The organism is Archangium gephyra (assembly GCF_049060025.1).
GTDB lineage: Bacteria > Myxococcota > Myxococcia > Myxococcales > Myxococcaceae > Archangium > Archangium gephyra_A.
The window spans coordinates 18,765-45,437 of the sequence record NZ_JBMEQQ010000002.1; the positions used below are offsets into that span (position 1 = coordinate 18,765).

Sequence of the window (26,673 nt, forward strand, 5' to 3'; positions counted from 1 at the left end):
GGTTCCGTGCCTTCCCTGTCCGTCCTTCTCGACACCTTCTTCTACCGTCCGGATGAGGACGTCGGCCCCATCCAGGAACTGGTGGCCGGCACCGATGAAACGGTCGAGCCCGTCGCCGAGGAGATCCCCGAGGAGTACCTGGCCTTCCGGCTGGAAGGGGAGCACTACGCGGTGCCCATCCACGGCGTCCGGGAGATCGTGAAGGTGCCTCCGCTCACCGAGGTGCCTCGCGCCGCGCCCAACCTGCTCGGGGTGATGTACCTCCGCGGTGAGGTGTTGCCCGTCTACGACATCAAGGTGAAGCTGCGGCTGGCGGACAAGGCGCCGCTGGTGGCGGGCCCGGAAGCGGCGGAGCCTCCGCGCGGCGCGCGCATCATCGTGGTGCAGACGGCGGACGGATTGGCGGGCATCTGGGTGGACTCGGTCTCCGAAGTGGTCCGGCTCCGGCCCTCGATGTTGGAGCTGGCCCCTCCCGGCGTGGGCGGCGGCGAGCGCGACTGCGTGGTGGGGCTCGGGCGGCGCAAACAGCAACTCTTCATCCTGCTCGACATCTGGCAGGCCCTCGCATGAGACAGCGCTTCAACGTCCTCACCCAGCTCACGCAGTCCCGCGCCGACGAGTCCGCCGCGGCCGAGAGGGATCCGCTCGTCCAGCTTTGCGCCTTCTTCGTCGGGCCCGAGGAGTACGCGGTGGACATCATGCGGGTGGAGGAGATCCTCCAGCCCCAGCGCCTCACCCCCATCCGGGGCGCGCCGGTCTTCATCGAGGGCGTCATCCGCCTGCGCGGCTCCATCATCCCCGTGGTGGACTTGCGCAAGCGGCTGCTCGGCGTGGAGGCCCCGGTGGACACCCCCAAGACGCGGCTGCTGGTGTGCTGGCTGGGCCGCAGGCGCGTGGCCTTCACCGTGGACCGGGTGTCCGAGGTGGTGCGGCTGCGGCGCAGTGAGATCAAACCCGCTCCGGCCATTGGCGCGGTGGGCCCGGCGCCCTTCGTCGTGGGCGTGTACGGCGAGCCGGAGAAGCGGGAGCAGGAGAAGCAGGAGAAGCGCGAGCCGGAGCGGCGCGGCCTGGAGCGGCGTGCCCCGGAGGCTCGCGGGCAGGAGCGGCTCAAGCTGCTGCTGGACGTGAAGGCACTGCTGCTGGCGGAGATGGTGCGCGACGGCGGCCGGAGGGTGAACGGATGAGTGAGGAGGGGCGGAACGCCGAGGAGACGCGTTACCGGGCCCTGCTGGAGCTGGACGTGTCCGCCGCGGGTGCTCGGGAGACGCTCGTGGCGGGGCTCCATGACGAGAGCTGGCGGGTCCGCCGCGCGGCGGCCGACGGCCTCACCCGGGTGCCCGGGCGCGAGCAGGTGGTGGAGCGCCTCATCTCCGTGCTCGGCGAGCGGGACGAGACGGGCGCGCGCAACGCGGCGGCCGAGTCGCTGGCCGGCATGGGCCCGGAGGCGGTGGGGCCGTTGGTGCGGCTGCTCGGGCACGTGGATCCGGATCAGCGCAAGTTCGCCGCGGACATCCTCGGCCAACTGGGGCTGCCCCAGGCCGAGGACGCCCTGGTGCAGGCGATGCTGGAGGACACGGATCTCAACGTCCGGGTGGCCGCCGCGGAGGCGCTGGGCCGGGTGGGCGGCAAGGTCGCGGCCCGCGCGCTGGAGCGCATCCTGTACGATCCCGAGCCGCTGCTGCAGTTGAGCGCGCTGGAGTCGCTCGCGACGCTGCGCCACCCGCCGCCCCTGCCGGAGCTGGTGCGGCTGCTGGGAAATCCGACGCTCAAGCGCAGCGCCTACCGGGTGCTGGGCCTCATTCCCCAGGTGGCGGCCACGGAGCTGGTGTGCCGGGGACTGGGCGCGGAGTCGCGCTCCACCCGCGAGGCGGCGCTCGTGGCGCTGGGCACCCAGGCGGGCCTGGCCGAGCCGTCCCTGCGGCCCGAGATGGAAGCGGCGGTGCGGCTGGCGCTCAAGCGGCTGCCGGAAGCGGTGAGCTGGGTGGCCAACGCGCTGGAGTCGGATGACATCGAGCTGAAGGCCGGAGCGCTCGTCGCGGCGGCGTCCCTGCGCGAGCCGCAACTGGCGCCCCTGGTGGCGGAGGTGGCGCAGGAAGAGCGATTGATGCCGGAGGTGATGCGCACGCTGGCGCACTTCGGCCCGGAGACGGGGCGCGAGCTGCTGGCGTGCATGGACCGGCTCTCCTTCCCGGCGCGCGAGGCGGCGGGGCACGTGCTGGTGGAGCTGGTGGACGCCACCTTCGTCCCCGAGCTGGTGCAGATGCTCGACTGGGGCGAGGTGGACTTGAAGGCGGTGGCGGTGCAGGCCCTGGGGCGGACGAGCTCGCTGGAGGCGGTGGAGCCCCTGGCGCAGTTGCTCTCGCACCCGGAGCTGGCCGGGCCGGCGGCGCGTGCGTTGGTGACGCTGGCCGCCAACTTCCCGCGGCAGGTGGCGCAGGCGCTGGAGTCGGCGCTGGAGCGCGGGGCGGAGCCGGTGGTGCTGGGTGCCCTGGTGCGGGTGGGCGGCACGGCCATGCTGCCCCTGGTGCGGCGGACGGCGCGCGAGGCCTCCGTGGCGCTGCGTGCCACCGCCGTGGAGGTGCTGGCCGCGGTGGACCCGGCGGGCGGCCTGGAGCTGGCGCGCCAGTCGCTGACGGACGAGTCCCCGCGGGTGCGCACCGCGGCGGTGCGGGTGCTGGGCCAGGTGGGGGATGGGTCGATGGCGGGGCTGCTGAAGCAGGCCCTGACGGACGAGACCCTGGAGGTGCGGCTCGCGGCCCTGGAGGCGGTGGGGGAGTGCGGGGCCATGGAGCGGGTGGAGGACCTGGAGGGCCTGGTGCCGCATCCGGACGGAGCCATCGCCTGGCGGGCGCTGCAGGCCCTGGCGCGGTTGGGCGCCCTGCGGGACGAGGTGCTCCGGCGCGCGGTGTCCCATGGAGACCATGAAGTCGTGAAGGCGGCGCTGATGGCGGGCGCGGCCTCGGCCGAGGGGGTGTCGCTGGCGGTGGGACTGCTGGGCCACGCGAGCTGGGATGTGCGGGCCGCGGCGGCGCGAGTCCTCGGGGACTCCGGTGGGCCCGAGTGCCTGCCCGCGACACGGGCCGCCCTGACGGCGGAGATGGATTCCTTGGCTCGCCGCGCGCTGGTGGACGCGGTGGAGCGGTTGTCTGGGCGTTGAGAAGCCGCGGAGGATCTCGGGGTTGATGCCTTTCGATACAGGCAGGCCGGAGATGACCGCGGAGGAGTTCCGCCTGTTGCGGGACTTCGTCTACGGCCATTGCGGCATCCTCGTGCGTGAGGACATGAAGTACGTCATGCAGCGGCGGCTGTGGCCCCGGCTGGAGGCGCTGGGCCTGACGGACTTCAGCGCCTACTACCGCTACCTGCGCTTCGACGCGCAGCGCCGCGCCGAGCTGGAGACGGCCATCGAGGCCCTCACCACGCACGAGACGTACTTCTTCCGCGAGCCGCGCCAGCTCAAGGCCTTCTCCGAGGAGGTGCTGCCGCAGTTGGAGCGCCGCAACGCGCGCACGAGGCGGCTGCGCATCTGGTCGGCGGGGTGCTCGTCCGGGGAGGAGGCCTACACCGTGGCCATGCTCCTCAAGGACAGCGGGCGCTTCGAGGGCTGGGACGTGGAGGTGCACGGCACGGACATCTCCCGCCGGGTGCTGGCCGCCGCGCGCCAGGGCGAGTACGGGCCCTCCGCGCTCCGGGCCACGCCGCCGGACAAGGTCGCCCGCTACTTCGTCCACGTGGGGCCCAACCGGGTGCGCGTGCGCGACGACATCCGCGCCTGGGTCTCCTTCGGGCACCACAACCTGCAGGAGCCGGACTCGGCCCTGCTCATCTCCCGGCCGGATGTCGTCTTCTGCCGGAACGTGATGATCTACTTCGACACGCCCGCACGGCAGCGGGTGCTTCGCCTCATCTACGACAAGATGGTGCCCGGCGGTTACCTGCTACTGGGGCACTCGGAGAACCTCATCAACCTCAGCGCTGACTTCGAGCTGGTGCACCTGCGCAGCGATCTCGTCTACCGCAAGCCGGAAGCCTCGGCGGGGGAGGTCACCCGTGAGCGCCCTGGAGCCCGTGAAGGTGCTGGTGGTGGACGACTCGGCCCACAACCGGCGGCTGTTGACGGATCTGCTCGAGTCCTCGCCGGACGTGAAGGTGGTGGGCACGGCGTGCGACGGCAATGAGGGCCTGCGCCAGGTATTGGCGCTGCACCCGGACGTGGTGACGTTGGACCTGGAGATGCCGCGGCTGGGCGGATACTCCTTCCTGCGGCTGCTGAAGAGCTCGGCGCCCACGCCCGTCATCGTCATCTCCAGCTACGCGCACAAGACGGACGTCTTCAAGGCGCTGGAGCTGGGGGCCTTCGACTTCATCGCCAAGCCGGCCAAGCCCACGCCGGACGTGCTGGAGAAGCTGCGCAAGGAGCTGCACGAGAAGGTGCAGGCGGCGCGGCTGATCCGCCCGGCGGAAGTGAAGCCGGTGTCGCGCAAGCCGAAGGTGCTGCCGCTGGAGCCCTCGTTCGTGGTGGGAATCGGCGCGTCCACGGGCGGGCCGCCGGCGGTGCAGCGGCTGCTGGAGGCGCTCGCGCCGGAGCCGTCGATGAGCCTGCTGGTGTGCCAGCACATGCCCAAGCAGTTCACCCGCGCCTTCGCGGAGCGGCTGGACAGGCTGGGGCCCTTCACCGTGCGCGAGGCCCAGGAGGGAGACCTGCTGGCGCCGGGCCATGTCTTCATCGCGCCGGGCGGCAGACAGTTGGTGGTGTACCGGCAGAACGGGCAGTACGTGCTGGGCACGCCGCCTCCGACGATGCAGGACAAGCACGCGCCCTCGGTGGACCGGCTCTTCATGAGCCTGGCCGAGGTGTTCGGCTCCAGGACGATCGGCGTGGTGCTGACGGGGATGGGCTCGGACGGGGCGGTGGGCGCCAAGGTCATCCGGAAGGCGGGCGGCGAGGTGTGGGCCGAGTCCGAGGAGACGGCGGTCATCTACGGCATGCCCCAGGAGGCGGTGGCCACCGGCGCGGTGAGCCGGATCCTGCCGCTGGGGGAGATCGGCCCGGCGCTCGTGGAACTGGCGCGAAAGCGCCGGTGACATTAGAGGCGAGGACATGAAGACGTTTCCCACGGAGTTCGCGGAGCTGCTCACCCCGAAGGGGCGGCGCATCCTGGAAGGGCGTGACCCGGAGGCGTGTGGCGCGCTGCTGCGGCCGGGACAGCGCTTCGTGGCGCTCGGCGGGGTGCTGGACGCGCGCAAGGCGGTGGCGTGCCGCGAGCTGCTGGAGACGGCGCTGCGGGACACGCTGACGCAGATGGAGGACCCGATTCCCCCGGAAAGCATCTGGGGGATGACGGAGAACTACGCGGAGCTGCTGCCCAAGACGGTGCGGGTGAGGACGGCGCTGCTGGAGAGCCGGCGCTCGCGCTCGTGGAAGGCGGCCGAGGCGGCGGGGCTGGTGGCCATGCTGCGCTCGGAGAGCTTCGCGGCGTTCGCGGCGTCGGTGAGCGGACGGCCGCTGCGGCGCAAGTGGGGAATCCAGGCGCTGTGCTACGGCCCGGGGGACTACACGGGCCCGCACAATGATCACCACCCCGAGGACGCCGAGGCCTTCGACGGCTACGTGGACATGCACCTCACGTTCGCCACGCCCGCGGTGGCGCACCAGTGGCTCGTCTACTCGAAGGGCGGCCACTTCTCGGAGATGCAGAGCGTGAACACCGTGGGAGGCATCACGGTGTACCGGCTGCCCTTCTGGCATTACACGACGCCGCTGATGGCGAAGCCGGGTGCCTCGGAGGACGCGCGGCGCTGGGTGCTGCTGGGCACCTTCCTGGACGCGCCCAGGGAGCGCCGCCAGGGCTCGGCCATCGAGCCGGCCCTGTCCGCCGTGGGGCCCGGATGATGTCCTGTCTCCGGGTGGTGACCGCAGTCACCAGGGGATGAGCGTTGTCACCAGCGGCAACCCGCGTGAGGTGGTGACGGCCGTCATCACGAGCGGCTGAAGCCGGGGCGGAACCGAGTGGAATCAAGGGCTTGCGAGCCCGGGCAGGAGGGCTCGGTGCATGGCACGCCTCCTGCTTTGTGCCGGTGCATCGGCATCCACTTCGCTTCCAAAACTCCGAGGGCACGCACATGGGCAACTACAGCATCAAGGCCGGGGACACGCTGAACAAGCTGGCGCAGCGCTACCACACCAACGTGGGCGAGCTGATGAAGGCCAACCCGCAGATCAAGGACGCCAACCTCATCTACTCGGGCGCGAAGCTCAACATCCCGGGCAGCAAGGACGAGTTCGTGTCGTCCACCTCGGGCCCCAAGGGCGTGAACCTCGACGGGGGAGCCTCCACCAAGGGCGCGCAGTCCAGCGCTCCCGTGGGCAACGTTCCGCAGGGGCAGGTGGGTGATTGGATCAAGGAGGCCATGACGAAGCTGAGCGCCGCGGGCGTGCCGGCCGACAAGATGAACCCGCAGGACATCGCCTCCATCATCCACCACGAGTCCAGCGGCAACCCCAACGCCATCAACCTCTGGGACTCCAACGCCGCGGCGGGCCACCCGTCCATCGGCCTGATGCAGACCATCCAGCCGACGTTCGACGCGAACAAGCTCCCGGGACACGACAACATCCGCAATCCCGTGGACAACATCATCGCGGGCGTCCGCTACGCGGTGGAGCGCTACGGCTCCGTGTCCGACGTGCCGGGCCTCAAGGCGCTCCGCCAGGGCCAGGGCTACGTGGGCTACTAGCCCCGGAGGCGAAGCTCGCGGGGGCCCTTGCCTCCTTTTCCTGTCCTGTGCGTGACTCGATGTCACAGGGGGGCCTTTCGGCTCCCAGGGCCGGAAAGGGGAAGTGACTTGCTCCGCATCCTCCGTGCAGTGCTTCTCGTGGCGATGCTCCCCGTGGGACTCGCCTGCGAGGACGGGAAGCTTCAGCTCCCGGAACTCCCGAAGGTGGATCTCCCGAACATCCCGTTGCCGAAGGTGGACACCGGCAACCTCGTCCTCATCAAGACGCCCTCGGGCGGCCTCCAGCTCGATCCGACGGGCAGCGACGCCCTCACGGCCCTGGGCGCCTGCTCGGACCTCGTCACCTACTGCTTCCAGCCCGGAGCGCGCTCGCTGGACGAGTGCGTGGCGGCGGTGCCCCAGTGCACCACCTCCAAGCCCTGGCAGGAGAAGGAGTGCTGCCCGGCGGCCTGCGCCGATGCCTACGCCAAGGCCCGTGACAAGGGACAGGAGCCCATCTCCGCCTTCGAGCAGACCTTCTTCCTCCAACCGGATTGCTTCCCCGGCGTCCGCGCGCTGCTGGAGGTCAAGTGATGCGCGGGCTCCTCGTGTCCTCGGTGCTGTTGTTGTCCTTGCCCGCCGCCGCCTGGGAGTCCGTCTGCTACGAGCAGAAGGACACGACGAAGGAGGTGGGGGAGTACCCTCGGGGCTCCGGCACCTACTGCGCGCCCGCGGCCGGCCCCAACACCGCGCGCCAACGCTGGGTGGGTGCAGCTCGACGAGCACCGGCAACTCTGGGAGCTGACCCGCGAGAAGGCGGGCCTGCCAGCGGAGGCCTCCGCGACGGCCCGGTTGCGCGTCTTCACCTCGAGCCAGCCGCTGAACGTGGATGGGCAGACGCTCACCTCGCTGTTGCCGGTGCCCTTCGCCGAGACCGCGCGGGTGCAGGTGCGTGCCTTCACGCCCGGCGAGCTGGCGCAGCTCCCCGACTTCTCGTACGCGCTGTGGGACTGGGCCACGGGCCACGAGACGTGCCCGCTGCCGGGAATCGGCGCGGATGCGACGCGGTGCCACGACTTCGCCACCCACATGGGTCCGGTGAACTCGAACCACTTCCTGCCGCAGGCGGGGCGCTTCTACGCGCACTACCACGGGCTGGCGCTCGCCCGGGCGCGGGAGTGCAAGGCGACGAAGGACCTGCTGGGCGCGGCGGCCGGCCGCTACGGGGACTATCTCCGGGCGTGCGAGACCGAGGCCCTGGCACTCGAGGCGGTGGGCCACCACTACCTGCAGGATGCCTGGAGCATGGGGCACATGTGGCAGCGCTGGGGCTCGCCGGAGGCTCTCGGACTTCCCCAGCGGAGGGGATGATCCCCGGGACAGGGCGGTGCTCATCGCGCTCGCCTCCGGGCTGCTGCACGGAGCGCGCGGCGTGCTCCAGCGGCTGCCCGAGTGGACGAGCTACGACGTCAACGACGCGCTCTGCGCTCCGCACCCCTCGGTCGAGTTCGTCAGCCCGGGAGGCGCGCGTTACCCGGCCATCGGCGACGACTACCTGCACCTGTTGCCGCCCATGGGGACGGGGAGCACGTACGCGCCGCAGTCCGAGCGCCTGCTGTCGTGTGCCGTCTCGGGGATGCGCGAGGTGTACGCGGCGGCGGGGGAGAACCATGGCGCGCTCGGGGCCCCGGCGGACGGACTGCGGACGTTGGAGCCCACGGGCCCGGAGTGCTTCGGGCAGCGGGCCACCAACCGGGCCATGCTGGAGGCGGCGGCGGTGCAGTTCCGCATCGTCGGACAGCAGGTGACGCTCGGGTTGGACTCGCGGGTGGTGGGGTGGATCATCCCCACGGTGGCGCACGAGACGGGCGAGGTGCCGGTCCCGGCGCGGCTGAAGAACGAGTTCCGGCTGGAGATGCAGCGAATCGTCTCGCTCACGCGGTTGATGGCGAAGGAGCGGCCCGAGGGCACGGAGCTGGCGGATGGGCGCTTCGGCTCCTTCCTGGGCGCCAGGCCCAATGGGCAGTACGCGAGCGGGGGCGTGCTGGCCTCGTACATCGATCCGGTGCTGCCGTGGCCGTCGACGCCGGACACGATGCCCGAGGCGGGCAACCGGGCCCTGGCGCTCGCGCGTGTGTTCCACCGGGGACACTCGGCGGACTGGTGCCGCACGAGCTCGGCGGACGGGCTCGAGGCGCTGAGGGCGAGGGCCTCGGACATATCGCTCGACGCGCCGACGCGGGCGGCGGCCTGCGAGGTGTGCTCGGAGTTCGCCGTCCGGCACCTGCGGGTGGGGACGGGCCCGGCGGGCTACGACCCCTCGGCCGAGCCCCTGTGCCACTACCTCTCGGGCGGCCCGTACCTCTACCAGCCGGGGCCAGGCGCACCGGAGGCGCTGGCCCGCACGTGGTGCGGCTGTCCCTGAGATCTCCTCTTCACTTCTCGCCGCCCTGCGTCATCATCCACGGCGTTGGGAGCGCGCCAGTCTCCCTGCCGGAAGTGCCACCATGAACGTCGTCTTCATCTCCCCGCATTTCCCACCCCAGTTCGTCCACTTCGTCAGCGCACTGCGCTCGCTGGGGATCAACGTGTTGGGGATTGGCGATGCTCCCTACGACACCCTCCGGCCCGAGCTGCGCGAGAAACTGACGGAGTACTTCTTCACGCCCCGCCTCGACGACTACGACGCCCTGCTGCGCGCCACCGGCTACTTCACCTGGCGCCACGGCCGCATCGATCGCATCGACTCGCTCAACGAGACGTGGCTCGAGGTCGAGGCGCGGTTGCGCGAGGACTTCCATGTCCCGGGCCTCCTGCCCACTGACATCTCCCGCCTGCGCTCCAAGCAGGGCATGCATGACGTCTTCAAGGGGGCTGGCGTGCCCCACCCGGATGCCATCCCCGTCCGGGATGCGGCGGGTGTGAAGGCCTTCGCCCGGAACGTGGGCTACCCCCTCGTCCTCAAGCCGGACGTGGGAGTCGGCGCCGCGCGCACCTTCAAGGTGTCCACGGACGCCGAGGTGGATGCGGCCTTCGGTGAGTCCTCCTTGTCCGGCTACGTGGCCCAGGCCTTCGTTCGCGGCACCATCGTCACCTACGACGGGCTCGTGGACCGGGACGGGCAGATCGTCTTCGTCTTCAGCCACGAGTACAGCGACGGCATCATGGAGTCGGTGCTCGAGCGGCGCGATCTGGCCATCTGGAGCCACAAGGAGATTCCCGCCGCGCTGGACAAGCTGGGGCGCAAGGCGGTGTCGGTGCTCGGCCTGCGCGAGCGCTGGTTCCACCTCGAGTTCTTCCGCCTCTCGGATGGAAGCTACGTCGCGTTGGAGGCCAACCTGCGTCCGCCCGGGGCCTATCTGCCGGACATGATGAACTACGCGTGCGACATCGACGTGTACCTCCTCTGGGCGCGGATGATGGCCGGGGAGGACGTGCGCGGCTTCCGCTACGCGCCCAAGTACCACGTGTGCCACGCGTCCCGGCGCTCGGGCCGCCAGTACCGCTACGGCCACCAGGATGTGGTGAAGCGGCTCGGCGATGCGCTGCTCCTGCACCGTGCGATGCCCAGCGTCTACCAGAGTGCCCTGGGGGATGAGATGTACCTCACCCGCCACCAGGAGCTGCCGGCGATGCTGGACGCGCTGCGCTTCATCCAGACGCACGCCTGAGCGAGGCGCGCTGCCTCTTCAGCGCAGCAGCCAGTGCATGGCGAAGGGCAGCCGCCGCTGCCAGTCCAGCTCGTGATGGTGGCCGCCCGGATCCAGCACGAGGAGCAGCTCGTGGTCGGCGTAACCCAGGTGCTTGAGGTGGTGGTAGAAGTCGCGCGTGGCGTCGCCGTAGTACATGGTGTAGCCGACGGGATCGATGGTCTCCTGGGCACCGGCATCCAGGTAGATGCGCGACCACTTCCGGGTGTGGTTCGTCCACTCGGAGAAGATCCGGTTCCACCCCCACATCACCGAGGGCGACAGGCCTCCGATGCGGCCGAACAGCTCCGGGTAGCGCCTGCCGAGGTAGAGCGACATCAGGCCGCCGAGGGAGGAGCCCATGACGCCCGTCCACTCGGGACCCTGGCGGGTGCGGTAGACGCTGTCGACGTAGGGCTTGAGGGCCTCGACGAGGAAGCGGACATAGGGCTGGGCCTGGGCGCGCACGTTGCCGCGCGGCTCGTCCCAGGGGGAGTACTCGGCGAGCCGGTTGTGCGTGGAGTCCACGGCGACGATGAGCCACGGCTCCAGGCTGCCCTCGCGCACGAGGTGCTCCAGGGTGAGGTTGGCGCACCAGGTCTCGTAGACGGCGGACTCCGGGTGGGCGAAGACGTTCTGCCCGTCGAGCATGTAGAGGACGGGGAAACGGTGCCCGGCGGGAGCGGAGTCGTAGGCCTCCGGCGTGTAGATGCGCACGGTGCGGGAGCGGCCCTCGTGAGGGGAGGGGAAGTCTCGGATGATGTGAACGTGTCCCATGGGGCCGCTGCGGAAATCAGTGGTGGGGGCGCAAGATAGACAGGCCCTTCGCCTTCCGCCAGCCGGGCGAGCGCCGACGAGCCGTGGCGCTTCCTCACCGTACCCCACGCGGCGGTGGCGCTACACTCACCGGCATGGTCGATGAACTGGTGAGAACACTGGGGTTGGCGCCGCATCCCGAGGGAGGCTTCTACCGGGAGACCTGGCGCTCGACGGTGGCGGTGGAGACGCCGCGAGGCACGCGCTCGGTGGGCACGGCCATCTACTACCTGCTGCCACGAGGCACGTTCGCGGCCTGGCACCGGGTGAGCTCGGACGAGCTGTGGCACTTCTACGATGGGCACGCGCTGACGATGTTCCTGCTCGACGAGCACGGCCGCCTGGAGACGGTGATGCTGGGCCGGGACGTCGCGAAGGGCGAGCGGCCCCAGGTGCTCGTGCCGGCCGGAGTGCTGCAGGCGGCGGTGCCTCGAGGGGAGTACACGCTGTGCGGTTGCACGGTGGCTCCCGGTTTCGACTTCGCGGACTGGGAGATGCCCCGAGGCGAGGAGCTGGCCGCCCGCCATCCCGAGCACGCGGAGCTGTTCCGCCAGCTCTCCCACTCTCCGCGGTAGATTACTTCCCGCGGGGAGCGGGAGGCTTCTCGCTGATGTCGACGACCACGGGCACCTTCTTCTGCTCGCCACCCGGTGGGGGGCCCGGGACCACCAGCACCCGGTGGAACGTCCCGAGCTTGGAGACCTGGGCGTGGATGTCCTCGAACGTGCGGGCCGTGCACGCCTTGTCCTTGGGGATCGCGCTCTGGGCCGCCTTGATGATGCGGGAGGCGGGCACCGTCGCGTTCTTGCGCTGGACGACCCAGATGGCGTCCACCTGGTAGCGCGCCCCGAGCTGGACGCTCAGCCGGGGCTGCGCAGCGGGGGTGGAGGCGGAGGCCCCGGGGGCTTTATCCGCCTGCCACGTCACGCGCGCTTCCGGCCAGCAGAGGGCGTGAAGCCGCTCCTCGAGGAGCCGGGCCGCGACATCCTGGCACTGGATGAACGGTCTACTCCCGGAGGCTTCCAGGGGGAGGTCCGCGAGGAGGCGGTCGCGAAGGGCCGCGGGCAGCTCGTCGAGTCCGGAGACCTGGGTGCGGGAGAGCGCGGCGGTGCTCTTGGGCTGGCACTGCTCGCGGATGAAGAAGCGGGTGTCGGAGCGGTGGAGCACCTCCCGGGTGTTGTGCAGGGGGGTGGTGCAGGCGGCCAGCGAGAGGCCGAAGGCGGCGAGGGCGGCGCGGCGGAACATGTGCGGGTTGTAGCCGACCGGGCGCCCTGGCGCATGGGGACAGTCAGGGGGCTCGGGGCCGGGCGCGTCCCGAGGCCTTGGCTCGAGGACGGCGGGCCGGTCTCCCGTGGGCGCCGGGAGTCTGGCAGCCGGAGCAGAAGAACAGTCCGCGGCCGGCCAGCGCCACGCGCGAGATGGGGGTGGCACACCGGGGACAGGGCTGGCCCTCGCGGTCATAGACGCAGAAGCGGTCCTCGCGGCGCCTGCCGGGAGTCTCCCAGGGAGCGGGGGGCGCCCCGGGCGTGACGATGCGCCCATCGCGGGCCGCGTCCTCCATCAGCCGCTGGAGGGCCTCCCACAGGCGTTCGAAGTCCGCGAGGCTCAGCTCCGAGGCGGGGCGCAGGGGCGGCAGCCGCGCGAGGAAGAGGGCCTCGGCGCGCAGGATGTTGCCCACGCCGGCGATGCGCTCCTGGTCCAGCAGCGCGGCCGCGAGGGGAAGCCGTCCCCGGCGGAGGGCCTCGAAGGCGCGTGCGGGCGAGGCGTCCGGGCGCAGCGGATCCTGCCCCAGCCGGGAGCGGAGGGTGGCCTCGTCCTCGGGGCTGAGCAGCTCGCAGGCCTGGGGCCCGGCGAGGTGGAGCGTCACCTGGGGCGAGGCGAGCCGCAGCCTGCACGCGGAGGAGGGGGAGGGGCCCTGAAGCGGAAGTGCCGCAGGTGGCCGACGAGGCCCAGGTGGATGTGCAGCCGCACTCCGCCTTCGAAGTGGTGGAAGAGGTGCTTGCCATGCGCGTCCACGCTCACGAGCGCTCGTCCCGACAGCCGCCGGGCATCGGCCGAGAAGCGCCCCTGGGGTGAGTCCGCGGTGAAGCTCCGCCCCACGAGCCACTGGCCGTGGATGCGGGCGATACGGTGGAGGATGTTCCCTTCGGGCATTCCTCCGAGGTAACGCCGGGCGCATGACCTGTCTCGTCGCGCTTCGGGCCCGCCCGCCCGTCCGGCCGATATGGGAGCATGAGCGTCGTTTTCTCCGGACCGGGTCCTCGAATCGCGCGGGTGCCCGGCGATGCGGCGGTGCTATGGTTCGGCGCCATGACGCAGCAGATCCGGGCGCTCGTGGTGGATGACTCTCAGGCCATGCGGCGCAGTCTCATGTATGCGCTGCAGCGGTTGGGCCCGTGGCTCCACACCGACGAGGCGCAGGACGGGGCCGAGGGCCTCAAGAAGCTGACTCTGGGCCGCTACGATCTCGTGCTGACGGACATCAACATGCCGTTGATGGACGGGCTCAAGCTCATCCGCCACATCCGGCAGACGGACGCGTACCGCACGGTGCCCATCGTGGTCATCACCACCGAGTCCGCCGTGGAGGACCGGGAGCGCGCCATGGCGCTCGGGGCGAGCGCCTACCTGGTCAAGCCCGTGCAGTCCAAGGTGGTGCAGGACACGGTGAAGAGCCTGCTGCGCCTGGAGTAGTGGCGGACAGCCTGGCGGGCGCCTGGCGCCGGGCCGGCCTCTGGCCCGCTCGTGCCTGGACGGCAAGCGTCAGAGGGAAACGGACCCGGGCGTTTGTTGTTGCCTGGAGACGTGCGCCCCACTAAGACGCACCCCGTCATGGCCATGAACGAGCGTTACGAGCCGCAGGCAATCGAGCAGAAGTGGCAGACCCGTTGGGACGAGGCGGGTGTGTTCCGGGCGGGCAAGCGCCCTGGAGCCCCGAAGAAGTACATCCTCGAGATGCTGCCGTACCCCAGTGGCCAGATGCACATGGGGCACGTGCGCAACTACCTCATCGGTGACGTCTACGCCCGCTACTTCCAGATGCGCGGCTATGACGTGCTGCACCCCATGGGCTGGGACGCCCTGGGCCTGCCGGCGGAGAACGCGGCCATCAAGGACGGCGTGCACCCGGCGGTGCGGACCCGCGAGAACATCGACTCCTTCAAGAAGGAGATGGGCACGCTGGGCTACAGCTACGACTGGACGCGCGAGGTCAACACCAGCGATCCCGAGTACTACCGGTGGAACCAGTGGTTCTTCATCCAGATGTTGCAGCGGGGCCTGGTGTTCCGCCGCTTCAGCAAGGTGAACTGGTGCACGGGCTGCCACACGGTCATCGCCAACGAGCAGGTGAAGGAAGGCACGTGCGAGCGCTGCGAGTCCCCGGTGGTGGACAGGGAGCAGCCCGAGTGGGCGTTCCGCATCACCCAGTACTCGCAGGCGCTGCTGGACGGTCTGGACGAGCTGAAGGAGTGGCCCGAGCGCATCACCTCGATGCAGCGCAACTGGATTGGCCGCTCCGAGGGCGTGGAGGCGGACTTCAACGTCCAGGGCAGTGAGGCGCGCATCCGCGTCTTCACCACGCGCGTGGACACCATCCACGGCTGCACCTACGTGGTGCTGGCGCCGGACCACAAGCTGGTGGCGCAGCTCACCACGCCCGCGCAGCGCGCCGAGGTGGACGCCTTCGTGAAGCGGATGGCCTCCATCTCCAAGACGGATCGCACCGCCGAGGGCGTGACGAAGGAGGGTGTCTTCACCGGGGCGCACGCCATCAACCCCTTCACCGGCCAGCCGGTGCCCATCTGGATCGCCAACTTCGTGCTGGCCGACTACGGCACGGGCGCGGTGATGAGCGTGCCGGCGCACGACGAGCGCGACTTCGACTTCGCGCGCAAGTACGCCCTGCCCATCAAGGTGGTGGTGCAGCCGGCCGCCGGGGACAAGCTGCCCGCGGGTGACGCGCTGGAGAAGGCGTCCACCGAGGACGGCGTGCTGGTGGACTCGGGCGAGTTCTCGGGCCTGCCGTCGGCCGAGGCGCGCAAGAAGATGGGCGAGAAGCTGCGGGCCGAGGGCCGGGGCGAGCCCAAGGTGACGTACCGCCAGAAGGACTGGGGCTTCAGCCGCCAGCGCTACTGGGGCACGCCCATCCCCATCGTCTACTGCGAGACGTGCGACCCGGAGCGCCGGGGCCAGCCGGTGCCGCTGGAGCAGCTGCCGGTGCGCCTGCCGGAGATCGACACCCAGGCGGTGCTGACGGGCAAGGGCGAGCCGCCCCTGGCCAAGGTGGCCTCGTGGGTGAACACCACCTGCCCCAAGTGCCAGGGCCCCGCGCGGCGCGAGACGGAGACGATGGACACCTTCGTCGACTCCTGCTGGTACTTCGCGCGCTACCTGTCGCCGCACTACGACCAGGCACCCTTCGATCCGAAGGAGGCCGAGCGCTGGCTGGCGGTGGACGTGTACGTGGGTGGCCCCGAGCACGCGGTGATGCACCTGCTGTACTTCCGGTTCTGGACGCGGGTGATGAAGCTGCTGGGGCTGAGCCCGGTGGACGAGCCCGTCAAGCGGCTCATCACCCAGGGCATCGTCAACGGCGCGGACGGCCGGAAGATGGGCAAGCGCTACGGCAACGGCGTGGCCCCGTCCTCCATCGTGCAGAAGTACGGCGCGGACACCGCGCGGGCCTACGTGCTGTTCGCCGGCCCGCCCGAGCGTGACTTCGACTGGTCCCACGAGCAGGTGGAGGGCGTCTTCCGCTTCCTCAAGCGGGTGTGGACGCTGGCCAGCACCCACCATGGCGCGGCGGCGGAGGCCACGCACACGGGCGCCTACGAGGGCAAGGCGCTGGAGATCCGGCGCGCGGCGCACAAGGCGCTCAAGCGGGTGGGGGAGGCCATCGAGCGGCTGTCCTTCAACACCGCCATCGCCGGCATCATGGAGTACGTGAACGCGCTGTACGCGCTGGGCACGCCGGAGACGCCCGCGGAGAAGGCCGCCATGGCCGAGGCCATGCGTTTCCTGGCCACGGTGCTCACGCCGTTCGCCCCGCACGTGGCCGAGGAGATCGCCGAGTCCTACGGCGCGAAGGACTTCACCGTCACGCAGGGCTGGCCGGAGTTCGACCCGGCCCTGGTGGTGGACGACGTGATTCCGTACGCGGTGCAGGTGAACGGCAAGCTGCGCGCGGAGATCCGCGTGCCGGTGGACGCGGCCGAGGCGGACGTGAGGGCCGCGGCCGAGGCGGACGAGCGGGTGCAGGCGGCCATGGCGGGCAAGACGCTGCGCAAGTTCGTCTTCGTCCCCAAGCGGCTGGTGAACTTCGTCGTCGGCTGAGACGGGAGCCGGGTGCCCACCGAGGTCCTCGTCATGTGCAAGCGGTGCGGCCGTCCCCAGCATGTGGGGACGGGCCGCTGTGCCGCGTGCGGGGGAGAGCTGCCCGACGCCCCCCTGCCTTCGCCCGTGGGCGCCTCGTCCGCGGAGCGCTTCCTCTCGGCGGAGCTTCCCGGGCGGGCGTGTCCTCGTGGGGGAGGGCAACCGCCTCTCCTACCGGCCGGGTGCTACCGCCACGCCCTTCCTCCTCGAGCTGTCCAGCCTGCGCCGGCTCTCCCTGGTGCACCGGCCGCTCTACGAGGCCCTGGCCCTCACCGCCGGGGCCATCGTGTTGCTGGCCTTCGTTCCTCAGCAGGGTGTGCGCGTGCTGCTCGGCGTGCTGGCCCTGGTGGGGGTGTCCCTCGCGTTCTCCGGGCGGCGCTACACGCTCGTCCTGGAGTCCACCGGCCAGGTGGAGACGCGCTGGGTGCTGGGCACCGTGCGCCGCGGCTCTAGCGAGGAGCAGCGCCTGCGCTCGGCCTGGCGCAAGCTCGCGGACGCGGTGCGCTCGCGCGGCGTGAAGGTGAGCGAGCCCTCCGCGTAGTCCGCGTCCTCGTCCGCTCCGGACGGGGGCGCCCCTCGCGCTTGACCGCTGGGATCACCCCGCTACTGTGGGCGCCATGTCCCGCGTGCGCGTGATGGGGTGCGTTCTCTTGCTGTCGGCTGTTGGGTGCGGCTACCGATTCACGTCCCAGGGCGCGGGGTTGCCCGAAGGGGTGCGCTCGGTGTGCGCGCCCGTCTTCCGCAACGACACGGCCGAGCCGGGCCTGGAGGTGCTCTTCACCCGGCTCCTGCGCCAGGAGCTGGTGCGCGCCAGGACGCTCGGCGGGACGGGGGCCTGCGAGGCCACCCTGGTGGGCGTGGTGAGGAGCGTGGGCACGGGGCCCACCGTCGTCGCCGTGCCCGTCTTTCAGGGCAACACGCCGGGCGCCGCTTCGCGGGTGGCGAGCCACCAGGCCTCCGCGACGGTGCTGCTGCGGCTCGAGCGGGACGGACGGGTACTGGCGGAGACGGAGGTCTCCGGTGCGGAGGACTTCCTTCCGGGCACGGACAACGGCCTGTCGGGGGATGTCCTGGAAGTGGAGGCCAACCGGCAGGCCGCGCTGCACCGTCTCGCCGAGACGTTGATGCGCGAGGGGTACGACCGGTTGGCCAGCAACTGGTGAGGCGCGCGACGACTACTTCGCGGCGGCCTTGGCGCGGTTCGTGGCCTTGGCGAGCCGCGAGATGCGGCGCGAGGCGGCGCGCTTGTGGATGACGCCCTTGGAGGCGGCCTTGGCGATCGTGCGGGTGGCGGCCTTGAGGGCGTCCCCGGTCTTCGCCGTGTCTTTGGTGGTGAGGGTGTCGCGCAGGCTCTTCACGGCGTCCTTCACCGTGGTGCGGACGTTGACGTTGCGGGCGCGGCGCTTCTGGGCCTGGCGGTTACGCTTCTCTGCGGACTTGGTGTTGGCCAAGGTGATCTCCAGCTTACTTCTGTGGAAAAGAGGCGCCGTACCTACTTCGGCGCTCACTGAGCGTCAAGACTTGCGTGATCCGTGCCACCATCTGGACGCCCGAGACAGATCAATCAGCGGGCTCCGAAGGCGTATTCCCAACGCAGACCGGCGGGGTCCTGGAAGATGATCCTCCCGGCGCCGCCGCCGCCTTCTAGCACGCACCCGGGGGAGGCGCTCTCCAGGAGGGTGCGCAACCGCTCCACGGCCTCGGCCGAGGGGGCCCCGAAGGTCACGGTGGTGGGGCAGGGGGTACCCGGGCCCGGAGTGAAGACGAGCCGGTACAACCCGTCACCGTAGGCCGCCTCGCCGGCCGCTCCCCGTTCGGCACTCCAACCGAGGAGCGGGGCGAGCCGATCCCAGAAGGCCCGCTGGGCGCCGAGGTCCGCCACCGGCAGGCGCAGGGCCACCAGGGGCGCACGGGGGACGCGGAGGGGGGGCGGCAGGGACTTCTCCACGGCCTTGGCGGCGTCCCAGTGGCGATCCATGTGCTCGAGGGGGGCCTCGCCCAGGGGGATGCCCTCGGCGCGCAGGGCGGCTTCGATGTGCTGGAAGCGCGTGGTGAAGCGGCGGCTGGCCATCCGCAGGGCATCCTCGGCCGGCGTCTGGATGAAGCGCGCGAGGTTGGCCAGGGAGAAGAGGACGTCGCCCAGCTCGTGCTCCAGCTCGTCCCGGTTTCCCGAGGCGATGGCCTCGTCCAGCTCCCCCAACTCCTCGTACAGCTTGGCGCGCACCTCCTGGAGGCTCGGCCAGTCGAAGCCGATGCGGCTGGCCTTCTCCGTGAGGCGCTCGGCGCGCAGCAGGGCGGGGGCGCCCGTGGGCACGCCGTCCAGCACCGAGCCCTCCCGGCCCGTCTTCTTCTTGCGCTCCTCGGCCTTCAGCCTCGCCCAGTTGGCCAGCGGCTGCGGGGTGCCATCCGCCTGCCGCTCGCCGAAGACGTGCGGGTGGCGGCTGGTGAGCTTGTCGCTGATGGACCGGGACACGTCCGCCATGGAGAACTCGCCCAGCTCCTCGGCGAGCCGGGCGTGGAAGACGATCTGGAAGAGCAGATCCCCCAGCTCCTCGCACAGCGCCCGCCACGGGCCGCCCTCGGCCACCCGGTCCATCTCGTCGATGACCTCGAAGGCCTCCTCGGTCAGGTAGGGACGCATCGAGCGCAGGTCCTGCTCTCTGTCCCAGGGACAACCATCCTGGGCTCGGAGGCGGGCCATGATTTCCACCAGCCTGTCCAATTGCTCCCCTGCTGCACTCATGGTTCCTCCACCTCCCCCGGCGAGCGAGCGAGTTCCCGTAACACGGGGGAACCGCGAAAGGGGGATCACAACTTCCGTGGGGGTGGCCCGTCGCCTATCATCGGGACCCCGAATGTCGCGCCTCCCTCTGTTGCGCCTCCTGCCGTTGATGATGTGCCTCGCGCTGTGGATGCCCGCGCGGCAGGCGCATGCGCAAAAGTCGCAGCGTCCCGCCGCGCAGAAGTCCCAGCGCCAGGCTCCCGCCGAGAAGCCCACGTACGACGACCCCTCGATGTTGGATCCGAGCGAGATGGCCGTCGACTCCCCGGAGGAGATCGACGACTCGTCCGAGGAGGAGCCGGACGAGGGCTCCACGCGTGCTGGCCGCGGCAAGAACCGCAAGGGCCAGAAGTCGCAGGACGAGGAGGAGGCCGCGCAGGAGGCGGTCCCGGTGGATCCGTCCACGCCCACCGTGGTGGAGAAGCCGAAGCCTCCCCCTCCGGCCCCGGTGGTCCGGCCGCCGCCTCCGCCCATCCTCGCCCCGCGAGTGACGGACGCGGATCTGCAGGCCGCCTGGGACAAGTGGCAGAAGGCGGTGGCGGCGCTGGACATGGAGTCGGCCCGCAAGGCGCAGCAGGAGCTGGTGTCCCTCAAGGACGACGTGGCGGCGCTGGACATGGAGTCGCTGAGCATCGGCTTCATCCGCGCGGCCGAGGGGCGGCGCAAGGCCAACGACAGCGCCGGCGCGGTGCAGCTCGTGGAGCACGCGGTGTCGCTCTCGCCCAACCTTCCGTATGCGCGGCTCGCGCTGGCCGAGGCCTATGCGCGTCGCTCGCCCGGTGACGTGGGCGCCTACAGCCGGGAGCTCAAGGCCGCGCTCACGGTGATGCTGAAGGATCCGCGCTACCGGCGCCCGGCGCTGGCGGATATGGGCGCGGTGTTCCTGGTGGCGGTGCTGGCCACGGCGGCGGTGGTGGTGGGCGTGCTCTTCCTGAGGCGGGCGCGCTACTTCTTCCACGACTTCCACCACCTCTTCCCCCGGGCGGCGGCGAAGTGGCAGTCGGCGGCGCTGGCGGTGCTGCTGCTGATCGGCACGCCGGTGGCGCTGCGGCTGGGCCTGGTGCCCGTGCTGCTCATCCTCCTGATGTCGGTGGCCCTCTACCTCTCGAAGCTGGAGCGGGCGGTGGCGGCGGTGCTGCTGGTGGCGGCGGCCTTCGTGCCGTCCGGCGCCGGGAAGCTCGCCGAGACCTCGGCCTTCGCCGGGACGGTGGCCGAGGACGTCTACGTGCTGGAGCGCGGGAGCCTGTTCGCGGAGCCCGTGGCGGAGCGGGTGCGCGCGCGCTTCGAGAAGAAGGAGAAGGTCGAGTTCGCGGAGCTGTACGCGCTCGGGCGCTTCGAGGCCCGCCGCGGCCAGCTGGAGCAGGCCATCGCCCACTACAAGGCGGCGGCGGCCATGAGCAACGCCGAGCATGCGGGGCTGATGACCAACCACGCCAACGTGCTGCTGGCCATGGGGGATACGAGCGCGGCGGCGGGGATGTATACCGCGGCCTCGCGGGCGGACCCGGGACTGGCCGCGGCCGCCTTCAACCTGGCCGAGGTGTACCGCCGCCGCGCCGCGGTGGCGCCGGACTCGGAGATCGGCTCCGAGAACCAGAAGGCGCGTGATGCGCTCCAGGCCGCGCAGCGCGTGGACCCCTCCCTGCTCATGTGGCAGCGCCCGCCGGAGGATCGCCTGCTGATGAACCGCCTCCTGCTCGCCCCGGCGCTCGCCGAGGCGGATCTGCCGCTGACGGATGATCCGGTGGCGGGCCAGCGCGTGGAGGCGCAGCTGTCGCGCCGGCTGCTCGGCGGCGGCTCGGGGCTCACCGCCTGGGGCCTGCCGGTGCTGGGCGCGCTGCTCGCCTTCGGGCTCGGCTTCGCGGGCCAGTCCATGAAGGCCTCGCGCGAGTGTGAGAAGTGCGGCCGCCCGGTGTGCCGGCGGTGCGACAAGGAGCTGGGCGTGGCGAGCAAGATGTGCGCGCAGTGCGTCAACGTCTTCTCGCGCAAGGGCGCGGTGGAGGCGCGCGTCCGGGCCCGCAAGCAGATTGAAATCGAGCGCAACCGCCAGTGGGAGAGTGGCGTGTCGTACGCCTTCGGCGCGCTGGTGTCCGGCGCGGGCCACCTCTTCCAGGGGCTGACGGTGCGCGGCACCCTCTACGCCTTCTTCTTCCTCTTCGCGGTGTCCGGGGTGCTGTTGCGCTCCGGGGTGCTGCGCGCGCCCTACGGCGAGGTCCCGCTGTACCTCAAGCTGGCGCCGCTGCTGCTGCTGCTCATTCCCCTTCACCTTTTGACGTTGCGCGGGCTGTACCGCCGCCAGAACGAGTAGGCCGGGACGAACGATGGCCCTGACGGGAACGCTCAAGGACTTCGGTATCGCGGACATCCTGCAGCTGATCGGTCAGCAGCAGAAGACGGGTGTCCTGTACCTCAAGAGCAAGGAGCAGGAGGTCCAGGTCTTCTTCCGGGAAGGCAACATCGTGCGCGCCGAGAGCGTCACGCGGAAGAAGAAGGACCTCATCGGCAACATGCTGGTGCGCGCCGAGCTCATCACCGAGCAGCAGCTCGAGAGCGCGCTGGAGACGCAGAAGCGCACCCTCAAGCGGCTGGGCGACGTGCTCACCACCTCCGGTGCCATCTCCGCGCAGAAGCTCAAGCAGATGATGCAGCTCCAGGTGACGGAGACCCTCTACGGGCTCTTCCTCTGGAAGGCGGGCACCTACGAGTTCAAGCAGGAGGAAGTGCAGCCGGACAGCGAATCCATCACGCCGCTGCGCGCCGAGAGCGTGCTGATGGAAGGCTTCCGGATGGTGGACGAGTGGCCCCACGTCCGGAAGAAGCTCCCCCACGAGGCGATGACCTTCGAGCGCCTCAAGGAGCTGCCCGCCCCCAACCCCAAGAACAAGAAGAAGGAAGAAGACGACTTCGACGCCTCCTTCGACGACGCCTTCTCCGAGGAGAAGAAGGACGAGAACAAGGGCGAGTTCAAGTCCATCGGCAGCTCCGAGCGCCGCGTCTACGAGCTTCATCGCCCCCGGCCGCGACGTGCGCAAGCTGGTGGACCTCAGCAGCCTGGGCGAGTTCGAGACCAGCAAGGCGCTCGTCAATCTGCTCAACCTCGAGTACATCCGCGCCCACCAGTCCTCGGGCCGGGCCGTCTCCGTGGGTGGCGCCGGTCTGCTCGTTCGGGTGGGGGGCGTGGTGGCCCGCGCCGTCGTCACCGTCATGGTGCTGGCCGCGCTGGGCTTCGTGGGCTCGCGCCTGCGGCCGGACACCTGGGACCTGGGGGACGACTCGGCCTCCTCGTTCGCGGACCCGGCGGCCCAGCGTCTTCTGGCCCGCGCTCAACAAGCCCGAATCGAAGCCGCACTGGAAGTGTTTCGACTGGAAAAGGGGGCCCTACCCGAGCGCCTGGAGGCGCTGGTGGAGGTGGGTCTCCTACAGCAGGAGGACCTGCGCTACCCCTGGCGGGACGATTATTACTATCGCCGTACGTCAGATCGGCAGTTCATCCTCCTGTCTCCCCTGCGCTAGGACGGTTGCTCGCTTCCTCCTTTCGCTGACAGTGGGAGGACGTTAGCTTGACAGTGAGGATTCTGAATTGTCCGACACCCGTCCCGAGGGATTAGACGAATTGCGAAACCCCGCCACAGTAGAGGCACAAGCATCCGTCAGCCCCACGTCCGCCAAGGTGGATGTCCGCGATAACGCGACGACCCTGGCGCTGTGTGGCAACCAGAACGAGAACCTCAAGCTCATGGAGCGCCGACTCGGTGTCCGGGTCGGTCAGCGAGGGACCGAGCTGCACCTGTCCGGACCCTCGGATGCCGTGGCCTTCACGGTTCGCCTCGTGGAGAACCTCGAGGGCATCATCCGCGCCGGCCGCCCCGTCTACCGCGAGGACGTCGAGCAGGCCATCAAGGTCCTGGGCCGTGGCGGCGCCGAGTCGCTCCAGGACGTGATGAACAGCCCGGTCCTCAAGAGCACCGGCAACAAGCAGATCGCTCCCAAGAGCATCGCGCAGAAGCGCTACGTGGACGCCATCCGCGCCCATGACATCGTCTTCGGCATCGGCCCCGCCGGTACCGGCAAGACGTACCTCGCCATGGCCATGGCGGTGGCCGCCCTGCAGGAGCGCAAGGTCAAGCGCATCGTCCTGGCGCGTCCCGCCGTGGAGGCCGGCGAGAAGCTGGGCTTCCTCCCGGGTGACCTGGCCGAGAAGGTCAACCCCTACCTGCGCCCGCTCTACGACGCGCTGCACGACATGATGGCCGTCGAGCGCGCCCTGCACCTGATCGAACAGGGCGTGGTGGAAGTGGCCCCGCTGGCCTTCATGCGCGGCCGCACGCTCAATGACTCCTTCGTCATCCTCGATGAGGCGCAGAACACCACCATCGAGCAGATGAAGATGTTCCTCACCCGCCTGGGCTACAACAGCAAGGCGGTCATCACGGGCGACGTGACGCAGGTGGACCTGCCGGTGGGCAAGGCCAGCGGTCTCCACCACGCCCGCTCCATCCTCAAGAACGTGGAGGGCATCTGCATCTCCGAGTTCACCGAGGTGGACGTGGTGCGTCACCCCCTGGTGCAGGAAGTCATCCGCGCCTACGACCGGTACGACGCGGCGCAGCAGGCCGCCAAGGCCCTCAAGGAGGCGGAGGCGACGGTGGCGGGTGGAACGGCGCCGGAAGTGGCAGCCGGTGCGCCGGAATCCGACAAGCCAACCCCTTGATTTTCCAAGCTCGATAGCCGGGTGAGCAAGCGGCGGGCGGCGGAAGGGATTCCCGCCGCCCGCTTTGCTTGAAGAACCCGTCACGCCTCCCATAGGTTGGACAACCCCATGGCCGAACCGGAATCGTCGCCCCCCGGACCCAGTCCGCTGGACGCGCTCGCCCACCGCTTCCGGCTCGGCCCCCGTTGGGGCCGGCGCCTGGCGAGTCTGTTGCTGCTGCTGACCGTGTCGGTGGCGGCCGGCTTCGTCATTTCCCCGGGCCTCTTCAGCCAGCAGATTCCCGCGCTCGGCGAGGATGACCTGGGCAAGCCCTTCCGGGCGAACTCCCCAGCGGGGTTCAAGGCCGGGCGGGACTACGAGATCATCCACCAGGCGATGACCGAGCAGCGGCGCCTGGAGGCGCGCGGCGCGGTGCGGCCGGTGTACGACCTGAGCCCGGGCGTGCTGATGGATATTCGCGCGTCGGTGGGCACGGCCTTCCAGGAGATGCGCCAGCGGCTGGCGGCGAAGGAGGCCGCCCAGGAGGCCGCGGCCCCCGAGGTGCCCGTCAAGGCGCAGCCGCGCAAGCCGCTCCTGGCACCCGAGGAGCGCGAGCACTTCCAGGAGCTGCTGTTCGGGCGCAAGGACGTGGCGTTGGATCCCGACGACGTGCAGGCCCTGGCGGCGGCACGCTTCTCCGAGTCGGTGGAGCAGGCCACGGTGGCGCTGGTGGATCGGGCGTACGGCTTCGCCGAGCCCACCCCGGTGTACATCACCAACTCGCGCGAGGAGCTGTCGCGGGAGGGGCCCCAGGGCCTCACCGTGAGGGACTTGAGGCACAACGGGGAGCAGACGCTGCCGGGGGCGGCGCCCACGGTGGTGGACGTGCGCGAGGCGCACATGGAGATGGACCGGTTCGCCTCCATTCCGGGCAACCTGCTGCCGGACTCGCCGGGCGTGCAGCGGCGGGCGGTGCTGCGGCTGGCCAAGCGGCTGGTGCGGCCCAACCTCACCATCAACCTGGCGGAGACGGACGCGCGGCGGCGCCAGGCGGCGTCGGCGGTGAAGGACGCCGTCATCTCCATCAAGAAGGGCCAGCGGGTCATCGGGGACGGGGAGCTCGTCAACGAGGCGCATCTGGTGGCCACCCGGGGCATGCGGGCCCAGACGGATCGGTTGGATCTGGTGCAGTTGCAGGTGGGCGGCACGGGGCTGGTGGCGCTGCTCGTCTCGGCCACGTACCTCTTCTGCCGGGCGGCCTTCCGGCGCTTCCGGCCCACGCGCAAGGACGCGATGCTGCTGGGCCTGCTGCTGGTGTCGATGCTGGGCCTGCTGCAGGTGTGGGTGTCCATCGCGGACGCGGTGCAGGACCGGTACACGGCGATTCCCCTGGAGGCCTTCTATTACGCCTTCCCGGTGGCGGCCGGGGCCATGCTGGTGCGCTTCGTCCTCTCCGATGAGCTGGCGCTCTTCTTCGCGCTGGTGCTGGCGAGTCTGTGCGGGGTGATGCTGGGCAACTCGCTGTCCTTCGGCATCTACGCGCTGGTGGGCGCGCTGGTGGCGGCGGACCGCGTCGCCAGCGCCAAGGACCGGGTGGGCCTCTTCAAGGCGGGCCTGGCCACCGGTGCCATCAACCTGTTGGCGGTGCTCTGCCTCTTCCTGGCGGAGGGCAAGGGCCTCACCCCGGACACGCTCATCACGGCGCTGTTCGCCTTCGCGGGCACCTCGCTGGCGGTGCCGGTGATGGTGATGGCGCTCACGCCGCTCATCGAGTCCATCTTCGGCTACGCGTCGGACCTGAAGCTGCTGGAGCTGGCCAACCTCAACCACCCGGCGCTCAAGGAGCTCATCGTCCAGGCGCCGGGCACCTACCACCACTCCATCATCATCGGCACGCTGGTGGAGAACGCGGCGGAGGCGATTGGGGCCAACCCGCTGCTGGCGCGCTCGTGCGCGTACTACCACGACATCGGCAAGGGCCGGAATCCGCTCTACTTCGGCGAGAACCAGAAGGGCGAGAACAAGCACGACAGCCTCGCCCCGGCGATGAGCGCCGTCATCATCAAGCGCCACGTCACCGAGGGGTTGGAGATGGCGCGCCAGTACCGGCTGCCCAAGCTGGTGGCGGATGCGATTCCGCAGCACCACGGCACGCGGCTGGTGGGCTACTTCTTCCACAAGGCCGTCAAGGAGCAGGAGGGCAAGGAAGGCGCTCCGCCCATCGACGAGAGCATCTTCCGCTACCCGGGCCCCAAGCCGCAGTTCCGCGAGGCGGCGCTGGTGATGATCGCCGACGCGGTGGAGGCCTCGACGCGCGCGCTGCCCGAGCCCACCACGCCCCGGCTGCACGCCCAGGTGCAGAAGATGATCAACCTCATCTTCTCCGAGGGGCAGCTGGACGAGTGTGACCTGACGCTGAGGGATTTGAACCTCATCTCACAGTCCTTCCTGCACACGCTGGAGGGCATCTACCATGCGCGCCCGGAGTACCCGGCGGGAGCGCTGCAGGCGGGCCCCAAGGGGGCGGCGCTGACGGTGGCGGGGACGACGAAGCAGGATGGCAAGGCGCGCCCGGCGGGCACGGGTACCTGAGGCGGCGGAGGAGG

Annotated in this window: 25 protein-coding genes and 1 pseudogene; 20 read left to right on the forward strand and 6 right to left on the reverse strand. The window is 70.4% G+C overall.

What is annotated here, in order from left to right; translation table 11 throughout:
* Nucleotides 1-6 precede the first annotated feature (6 nt).
* The 11 genes from ACN28I_RS00165 (at nucleotide 7) to ACN28I_RS00215 (ending at nucleotide 10,388) form a co-directional block, all read left to right on the forward strand.
* The gene (locus tag ACN28I_RS00165) at nucleotides 7-570 is read left to right on the forward strand and encodes a chemotaxis protein CheW (RefSeq protein WP_420940174.1); all 564 of its coding nucleotides are present in this window, start codon (nucleotides 7-9) and stop codon (nucleotides 568-570) included.
* On the forward strand, nucleotides 567-1,184 hold the full coding sequence (locus tag ACN28I_RS00170; RefSeq protein ID WP_420940175.1) for a chemotaxis protein CheW: 618 nt from the start codon (nucleotides 567-569) through the stop codon (nucleotides 1,182-1,184). The genes ACN28I_RS00165 and ACN28I_RS00170 overlap by 4 nt, the downstream gene beginning before the upstream one ends.
* Nucleotides 1,181-3,157, forward strand: a complete 1,977-nt coding sequence (locus tag ACN28I_RS00175; RefSeq protein WP_420940176.1) for a HEAT repeat domain-containing protein — start codon at nucleotides 1,181-1,183, stop codon at nucleotides 3,155-3,157. Before ACN28I_RS00170 ends, ACN28I_RS00175 begins: the two co-directional genes overlap by 4 nt.
* 22 nt (nucleotides 3,158-3,179) lie before the next feature.
* Entirely contained in the window at nucleotides 3,180-4,178 is a 999-nt protein-coding gene (locus ACN28I_RS00180) for a CheR family methyltransferase (protein ID WP_420940177.1), read from the forward strand.
* Nucleotides 4,060-5,085, forward strand: a complete 1,026-nt coding sequence (locus ACN28I_RS00185; RefSeq protein ID WP_420948530.1) for a protein-glutamate methylesterase/protein-glutamine glutaminase — start codon at nucleotides 4,060-4,062, stop codon at nucleotides 5,083-5,085. Before ACN28I_RS00180 ends, ACN28I_RS00185 begins: the two co-directional genes overlap by 119 nt.
* A 16-nt stretch (nucleotides 5,086-5,101) precedes the next feature.
* The gene (locus ACN28I_RS00190) at nucleotides 5,102-5,893 is read left to right on the forward strand and encodes a hypothetical protein (RefSeq protein ID WP_420940178.1); all 792 of its coding nucleotides are present in this window, start codon (nucleotides 5,102-5,104) and stop codon (nucleotides 5,891-5,893) included.
* Between the two features lie 230 nt (nucleotides 5,894-6,123).
* Nucleotides 6,124-6,738 carry a LysM peptidoglycan-binding domain-containing protein gene (locus ACN28I_RS00195; protein ID WP_420940179.1) on the forward strand — a complete coding sequence of 205 codons (615 nt, stop codon included), beginning with the start codon at nucleotides 6,124-6,126 and terminating at the stop codon, nucleotides 6,736-6,738.
* Between the two features lie 108 nt (nucleotides 6,739-6,846).
* Nucleotides 6,847-7,311, forward strand: a complete 465-nt coding sequence (locus ACN28I_RS00200; protein WP_420940180.1) for a hypothetical protein — start codon at nucleotides 6,847-6,849, stop codon at nucleotides 7,309-7,311.
* Between the two features lie 174 nt (nucleotides 7,312-7,485).
* Nucleotides 7,486-8,088: a hypothetical protein gene (locus tag ACN28I_RS00205; protein ID WP_420940181.1), complete on the forward strand. Its 603-nt coding sequence runs from the start codon at nucleotides 7,486-7,488 to the stop codon at nucleotides 8,086-8,088.
* Between the two features lie 16 nt (nucleotides 8,089-8,104).
* Entirely contained in the window at nucleotides 8,105-9,142 is a 1,038-nt protein-coding gene (locus tag ACN28I_RS00210; RefSeq protein WP_420940182.1) for a hypothetical protein, read from the forward strand.
* An 82-nt stretch (nucleotides 9,143-9,224) separates the two neighbouring features.
* Nucleotides 9,225-10,388, forward strand: a complete 1,164-nt coding sequence (locus ACN28I_RS00215) for an ATP-grasp domain-containing protein (protein WP_420940183.1) — start codon at nucleotides 9,225-9,227, stop codon at nucleotides 10,386-10,388.
* 18 nt (nucleotides 10,389-10,406) lie between these two features.
* On the opposite strand, the gene ACN28I_RS00220 is transcribed toward ACN28I_RS00215, so the two are convergent.
* Nucleotides 10,407-11,183 (reverse strand): alpha/beta hydrolase, encoded by a 777-nt coding sequence (locus tag ACN28I_RS00220; protein WP_420940184.1) that lies wholly within the window; start codon nucleotides 11,181-11,183, stop codon nucleotides 10,407-10,409.
* Nucleotides 11,184-11,332: 149 nt separating this feature from the next.
* Between ACN28I_RS00220 and ACN28I_RS00225 the strand changes: the two genes are divergently transcribed.
* On the forward strand, nucleotides 11,333-11,797 hold the full coding sequence (locus ACN28I_RS00225) for a cupin domain-containing protein (protein ID WP_420940185.1): 465 nt from the start codon (nucleotides 11,333-11,335) through the stop codon (nucleotides 11,795-11,797).
* Between the two features lies 1 nt (nucleotide 11,798).
* Here the strand turns inward: ACN28I_RS00225 and ACN28I_RS00230 are convergent, their stop codons facing one another.
* Genes ACN28I_RS00230 through ACN28I_RS00240 form a run of 3 tightly spaced genes read right to left on the reverse strand, consistent with a single transcriptional unit; the run spans nucleotide 11,799 to nucleotide 13,376 of the window.
* Nucleotides 11,799-12,467, reverse strand: coding sequence for a hypothetical protein (locus ACN28I_RS00230; protein ID WP_420940186.1), 669 nt, complete (start codon nucleotides 12,465-12,467; stop codon nucleotides 11,799-11,801).
* Nucleotides 12,468-12,510: 43 nt separating this feature from the next.
* A complete protein-coding gene (locus ACN28I_RS00235; protein ID WP_420940187.1) occupies nucleotides 12,511-13,089 on the reverse strand; it encodes a zinc finger domain-containing protein in 579 nt (192 codons plus the stop codon).
* Entirely contained in the window at nucleotides 13,086-13,376 is a 291-nt protein-coding gene (locus tag ACN28I_RS00240; protein ID WP_420940188.1) for a DNA-formamidopyrimidine glycosylase family protein, read from the reverse strand. Before ACN28I_RS00240 ends, ACN28I_RS00235 begins: the two co-directional genes overlap by 4 nt.
* 156 nt (nucleotides 13,377-13,532) lie before the next feature.
* On the opposite strand from ACN28I_RS00240, the gene ACN28I_RS00245 reads away from it, so the two are divergent.
* The 4 genes from ACN28I_RS00245 (at nucleotide 13,533) to lptE (ending at nucleotide 17,758) form a co-directional block, all read left to right on the forward strand.
* Nucleotides 13,533-13,916: a response regulator gene (locus tag ACN28I_RS00245; protein WP_420940189.1), complete on the forward strand. Its 384-nt coding sequence runs from the start codon at nucleotides 13,533-13,535 to the stop codon at nucleotides 13,914-13,916.
* A gap of 138 nt (nucleotides 13,917-14,054) precedes the next feature.
* Entirely contained in the window at nucleotides 14,055-16,556 is a 2,502-nt protein-coding gene (gene leuS / locus ACN28I_RS00250; RefSeq protein WP_420948531.1) for a leucine--tRNA ligase, read from the forward strand.
* Between the two features lie 187 nt (nucleotides 16,557-16,743).
* Entirely contained in the window at nucleotides 16,744-17,136 is a 393-nt protein-coding gene (locus tag ACN28I_RS00255; RefSeq protein ID WP_420940190.1) for a hypothetical protein, read from the forward strand.
* A 76-nt stretch (nucleotides 17,137-17,212) separates the two neighbouring features.
* A complete protein-coding gene (gene lptE / locus ACN28I_RS00260) occupies nucleotides 17,213-17,758 on the forward strand; it encodes an LPS assembly lipoprotein LptE (RefSeq protein ID WP_420940191.1) in 546 nt (181 codons plus the stop codon).
* Nucleotides 17,759-17,770: 12 nt separating this feature from the next.
* On the opposite strand, the gene rpsT is transcribed toward lptE, so the two are convergent.
* Both rpsT and mazG read right to left on the reverse strand, forming a co-directional pair.
* Nucleotides 17,771-18,046, reverse strand: coding sequence for a 30S ribosomal protein S20 (rpsT, locus tag ACN28I_RS00265; protein WP_420940192.1), 276 nt, complete (start codon nucleotides 18,044-18,046; stop codon nucleotides 17,771-17,773).
* 113 nt (nucleotides 18,047-18,159) lie between these two features.
* Nucleotides 18,160-19,338 carry a nucleoside triphosphate pyrophosphohydrolase gene (gene mazG, locus ACN28I_RS00270; protein WP_420940193.1) on the reverse strand — a complete coding sequence of 393 codons (1,179 nt, stop codon included), beginning with the start codon at nucleotides 19,336-19,338 and terminating at the stop codon, nucleotides 18,160-18,162.
* Nucleotides 19,339-19,450: 112 nt separating this feature from the next.
* Here mazG and ACN28I_RS00275 point away from each other — a divergent pair, with 112 nt between their 5' ends.
* The 4 genes and pseudogenes from ACN28I_RS00275 to ACN28I_RS00290 all read left to right on the forward strand — a co-directional run bounded on the left by ACN28I_RS00275 (nucleotide 19,451) and on the right by ACN28I_RS00290 (nucleotide 26,659).
* A complete protein-coding gene (locus tag ACN28I_RS00275; RefSeq protein ID WP_420940194.1) occupies nucleotides 19,451-21,685 on the forward strand; it encodes a hypothetical protein in 2,235 nt (744 codons plus the stop codon).
* A 13-nt stretch (nucleotides 21,686-21,698) separates the two neighbouring features.
* A pseudogene (locus ACN28I_RS00280) lies at nucleotides 21,699-22,890 on the forward strand (DUF4388 domain-containing protein).
* A gap of 100 nt (nucleotides 22,891-22,990) precedes the next feature.
* Nucleotides 22,991-24,088: a PhoH family protein gene (locus ACN28I_RS00285; protein ID WP_420940195.1), complete on the forward strand. Its 1,098-nt coding sequence runs from the start codon at nucleotides 22,991-22,993 to the stop codon at nucleotides 24,086-24,088.
* 108 nt (nucleotides 24,089-24,196) lie between these two features.
* The gene (locus ACN28I_RS00290; RefSeq protein ID WP_420940196.1) at nucleotides 24,197-26,659 is read left to right on the forward strand and encodes an HD family phosphohydrolase; all 2,463 of its coding nucleotides are present in this window, start codon (nucleotides 24,197-24,199) and stop codon (nucleotides 26,657-26,659) included.
* Nucleotides 26,660-26,673: the final 14 nt, after the last annotated feature.

Bases quoted from the DNA above. Each gene is read 5' to 3' on its own strand.
- ACN28I_RS00170 (WP_420940175.1), top strand. From the start codon at position 567: ATGAGACAGCGCTTCAACGTCCTCACCCAGCTCACGCAGTCCCGCGCC.
- ACN28I_RS00175 (WP_420940176.1), top strand. From the start codon at position 1,181: ATGAGTGAGGAGGGGCGGAACGCCGAGGAGACGCGTTACCGGGCCCTG.
- ACN28I_RS00190 (WP_420940178.1), top strand. From the start codon at position 5,102: ATGAAGACGTTTCCCACGGAGTTCGCGGAGCTGCTCACCCCGAAGGGG.
- ACN28I_RS00195 (WP_420940179.1), top strand. From the start codon at position 6,124: ATGGGCAACTACAGCATCAAGGCCGGGGACACGCTGAACAAGCTGGCG.
- ACN28I_RS00215 (WP_420940183.1), top strand. From the start codon at position 9,225: ATGAACGTCGTCTTCATCTCCCCGCATTTCCCACCCCAGTTCGTCCAC.
- ACN28I_RS00220 (WP_420940184.1), bottom strand. From the start codon at position 11,183: ATGGGACACGTTCACATCATCCGAGACTTCCCCTCCCCTCACGAGGGC.
- ACN28I_RS00230 (WP_420940186.1), bottom strand. From the start codon at position 12,467: ATGTTCCGCCGCGCCGCCCTCGCCGCCTTCGGCCTCTCGCTGGCCGCC.
- ACN28I_RS00240 (WP_420940188.1), bottom strand. From the start codon at position 13,376: ATGCCCGAAGGGAACATCCTCCACCGTATCGCCCGCATCCACGGCCAG.
- ACN28I_RS00245 (WP_420940189.1), top strand. From the start codon at position 13,533: ATGACGCAGCAGATCCGGGCGCTCGTGGTGGATGACTCTCAGGCCATG.
- leuS (WP_420948531.1), top strand. From the start codon at position 14,055: ATGGCCATGAACGAGCGTTACGAGCCGCAGGCAATCGAGCAGAAGTGG.
- lptE (WP_420940191.1), top strand. From the start codon at position 17,213: ATGTCCCGCGTGCGCGTGATGGGGTGCGTTCTCTTGCTGTCGGCTGTT.
- mazG (WP_420940193.1), bottom strand. From the start codon at position 19,338: ATGAGTGCAGCAGGGGAGCAATTGGACAGGCTGGTGGAAATCATGGCC.
- ACN28I_RS00275 (WP_420940194.1), top strand. From the start codon at position 19,451: ATGTCGCGCCTCCCTCTGTTGCGCCTCCTGCCGTTGATGATGTGCCTC.
- ACN28I_RS00290 (WP_420940196.1), top strand. From the start codon at position 24,197: ATGGCCGAACCGGAATCGTCGCCCCCCGGACCCAGTCCGCTGGACGCG.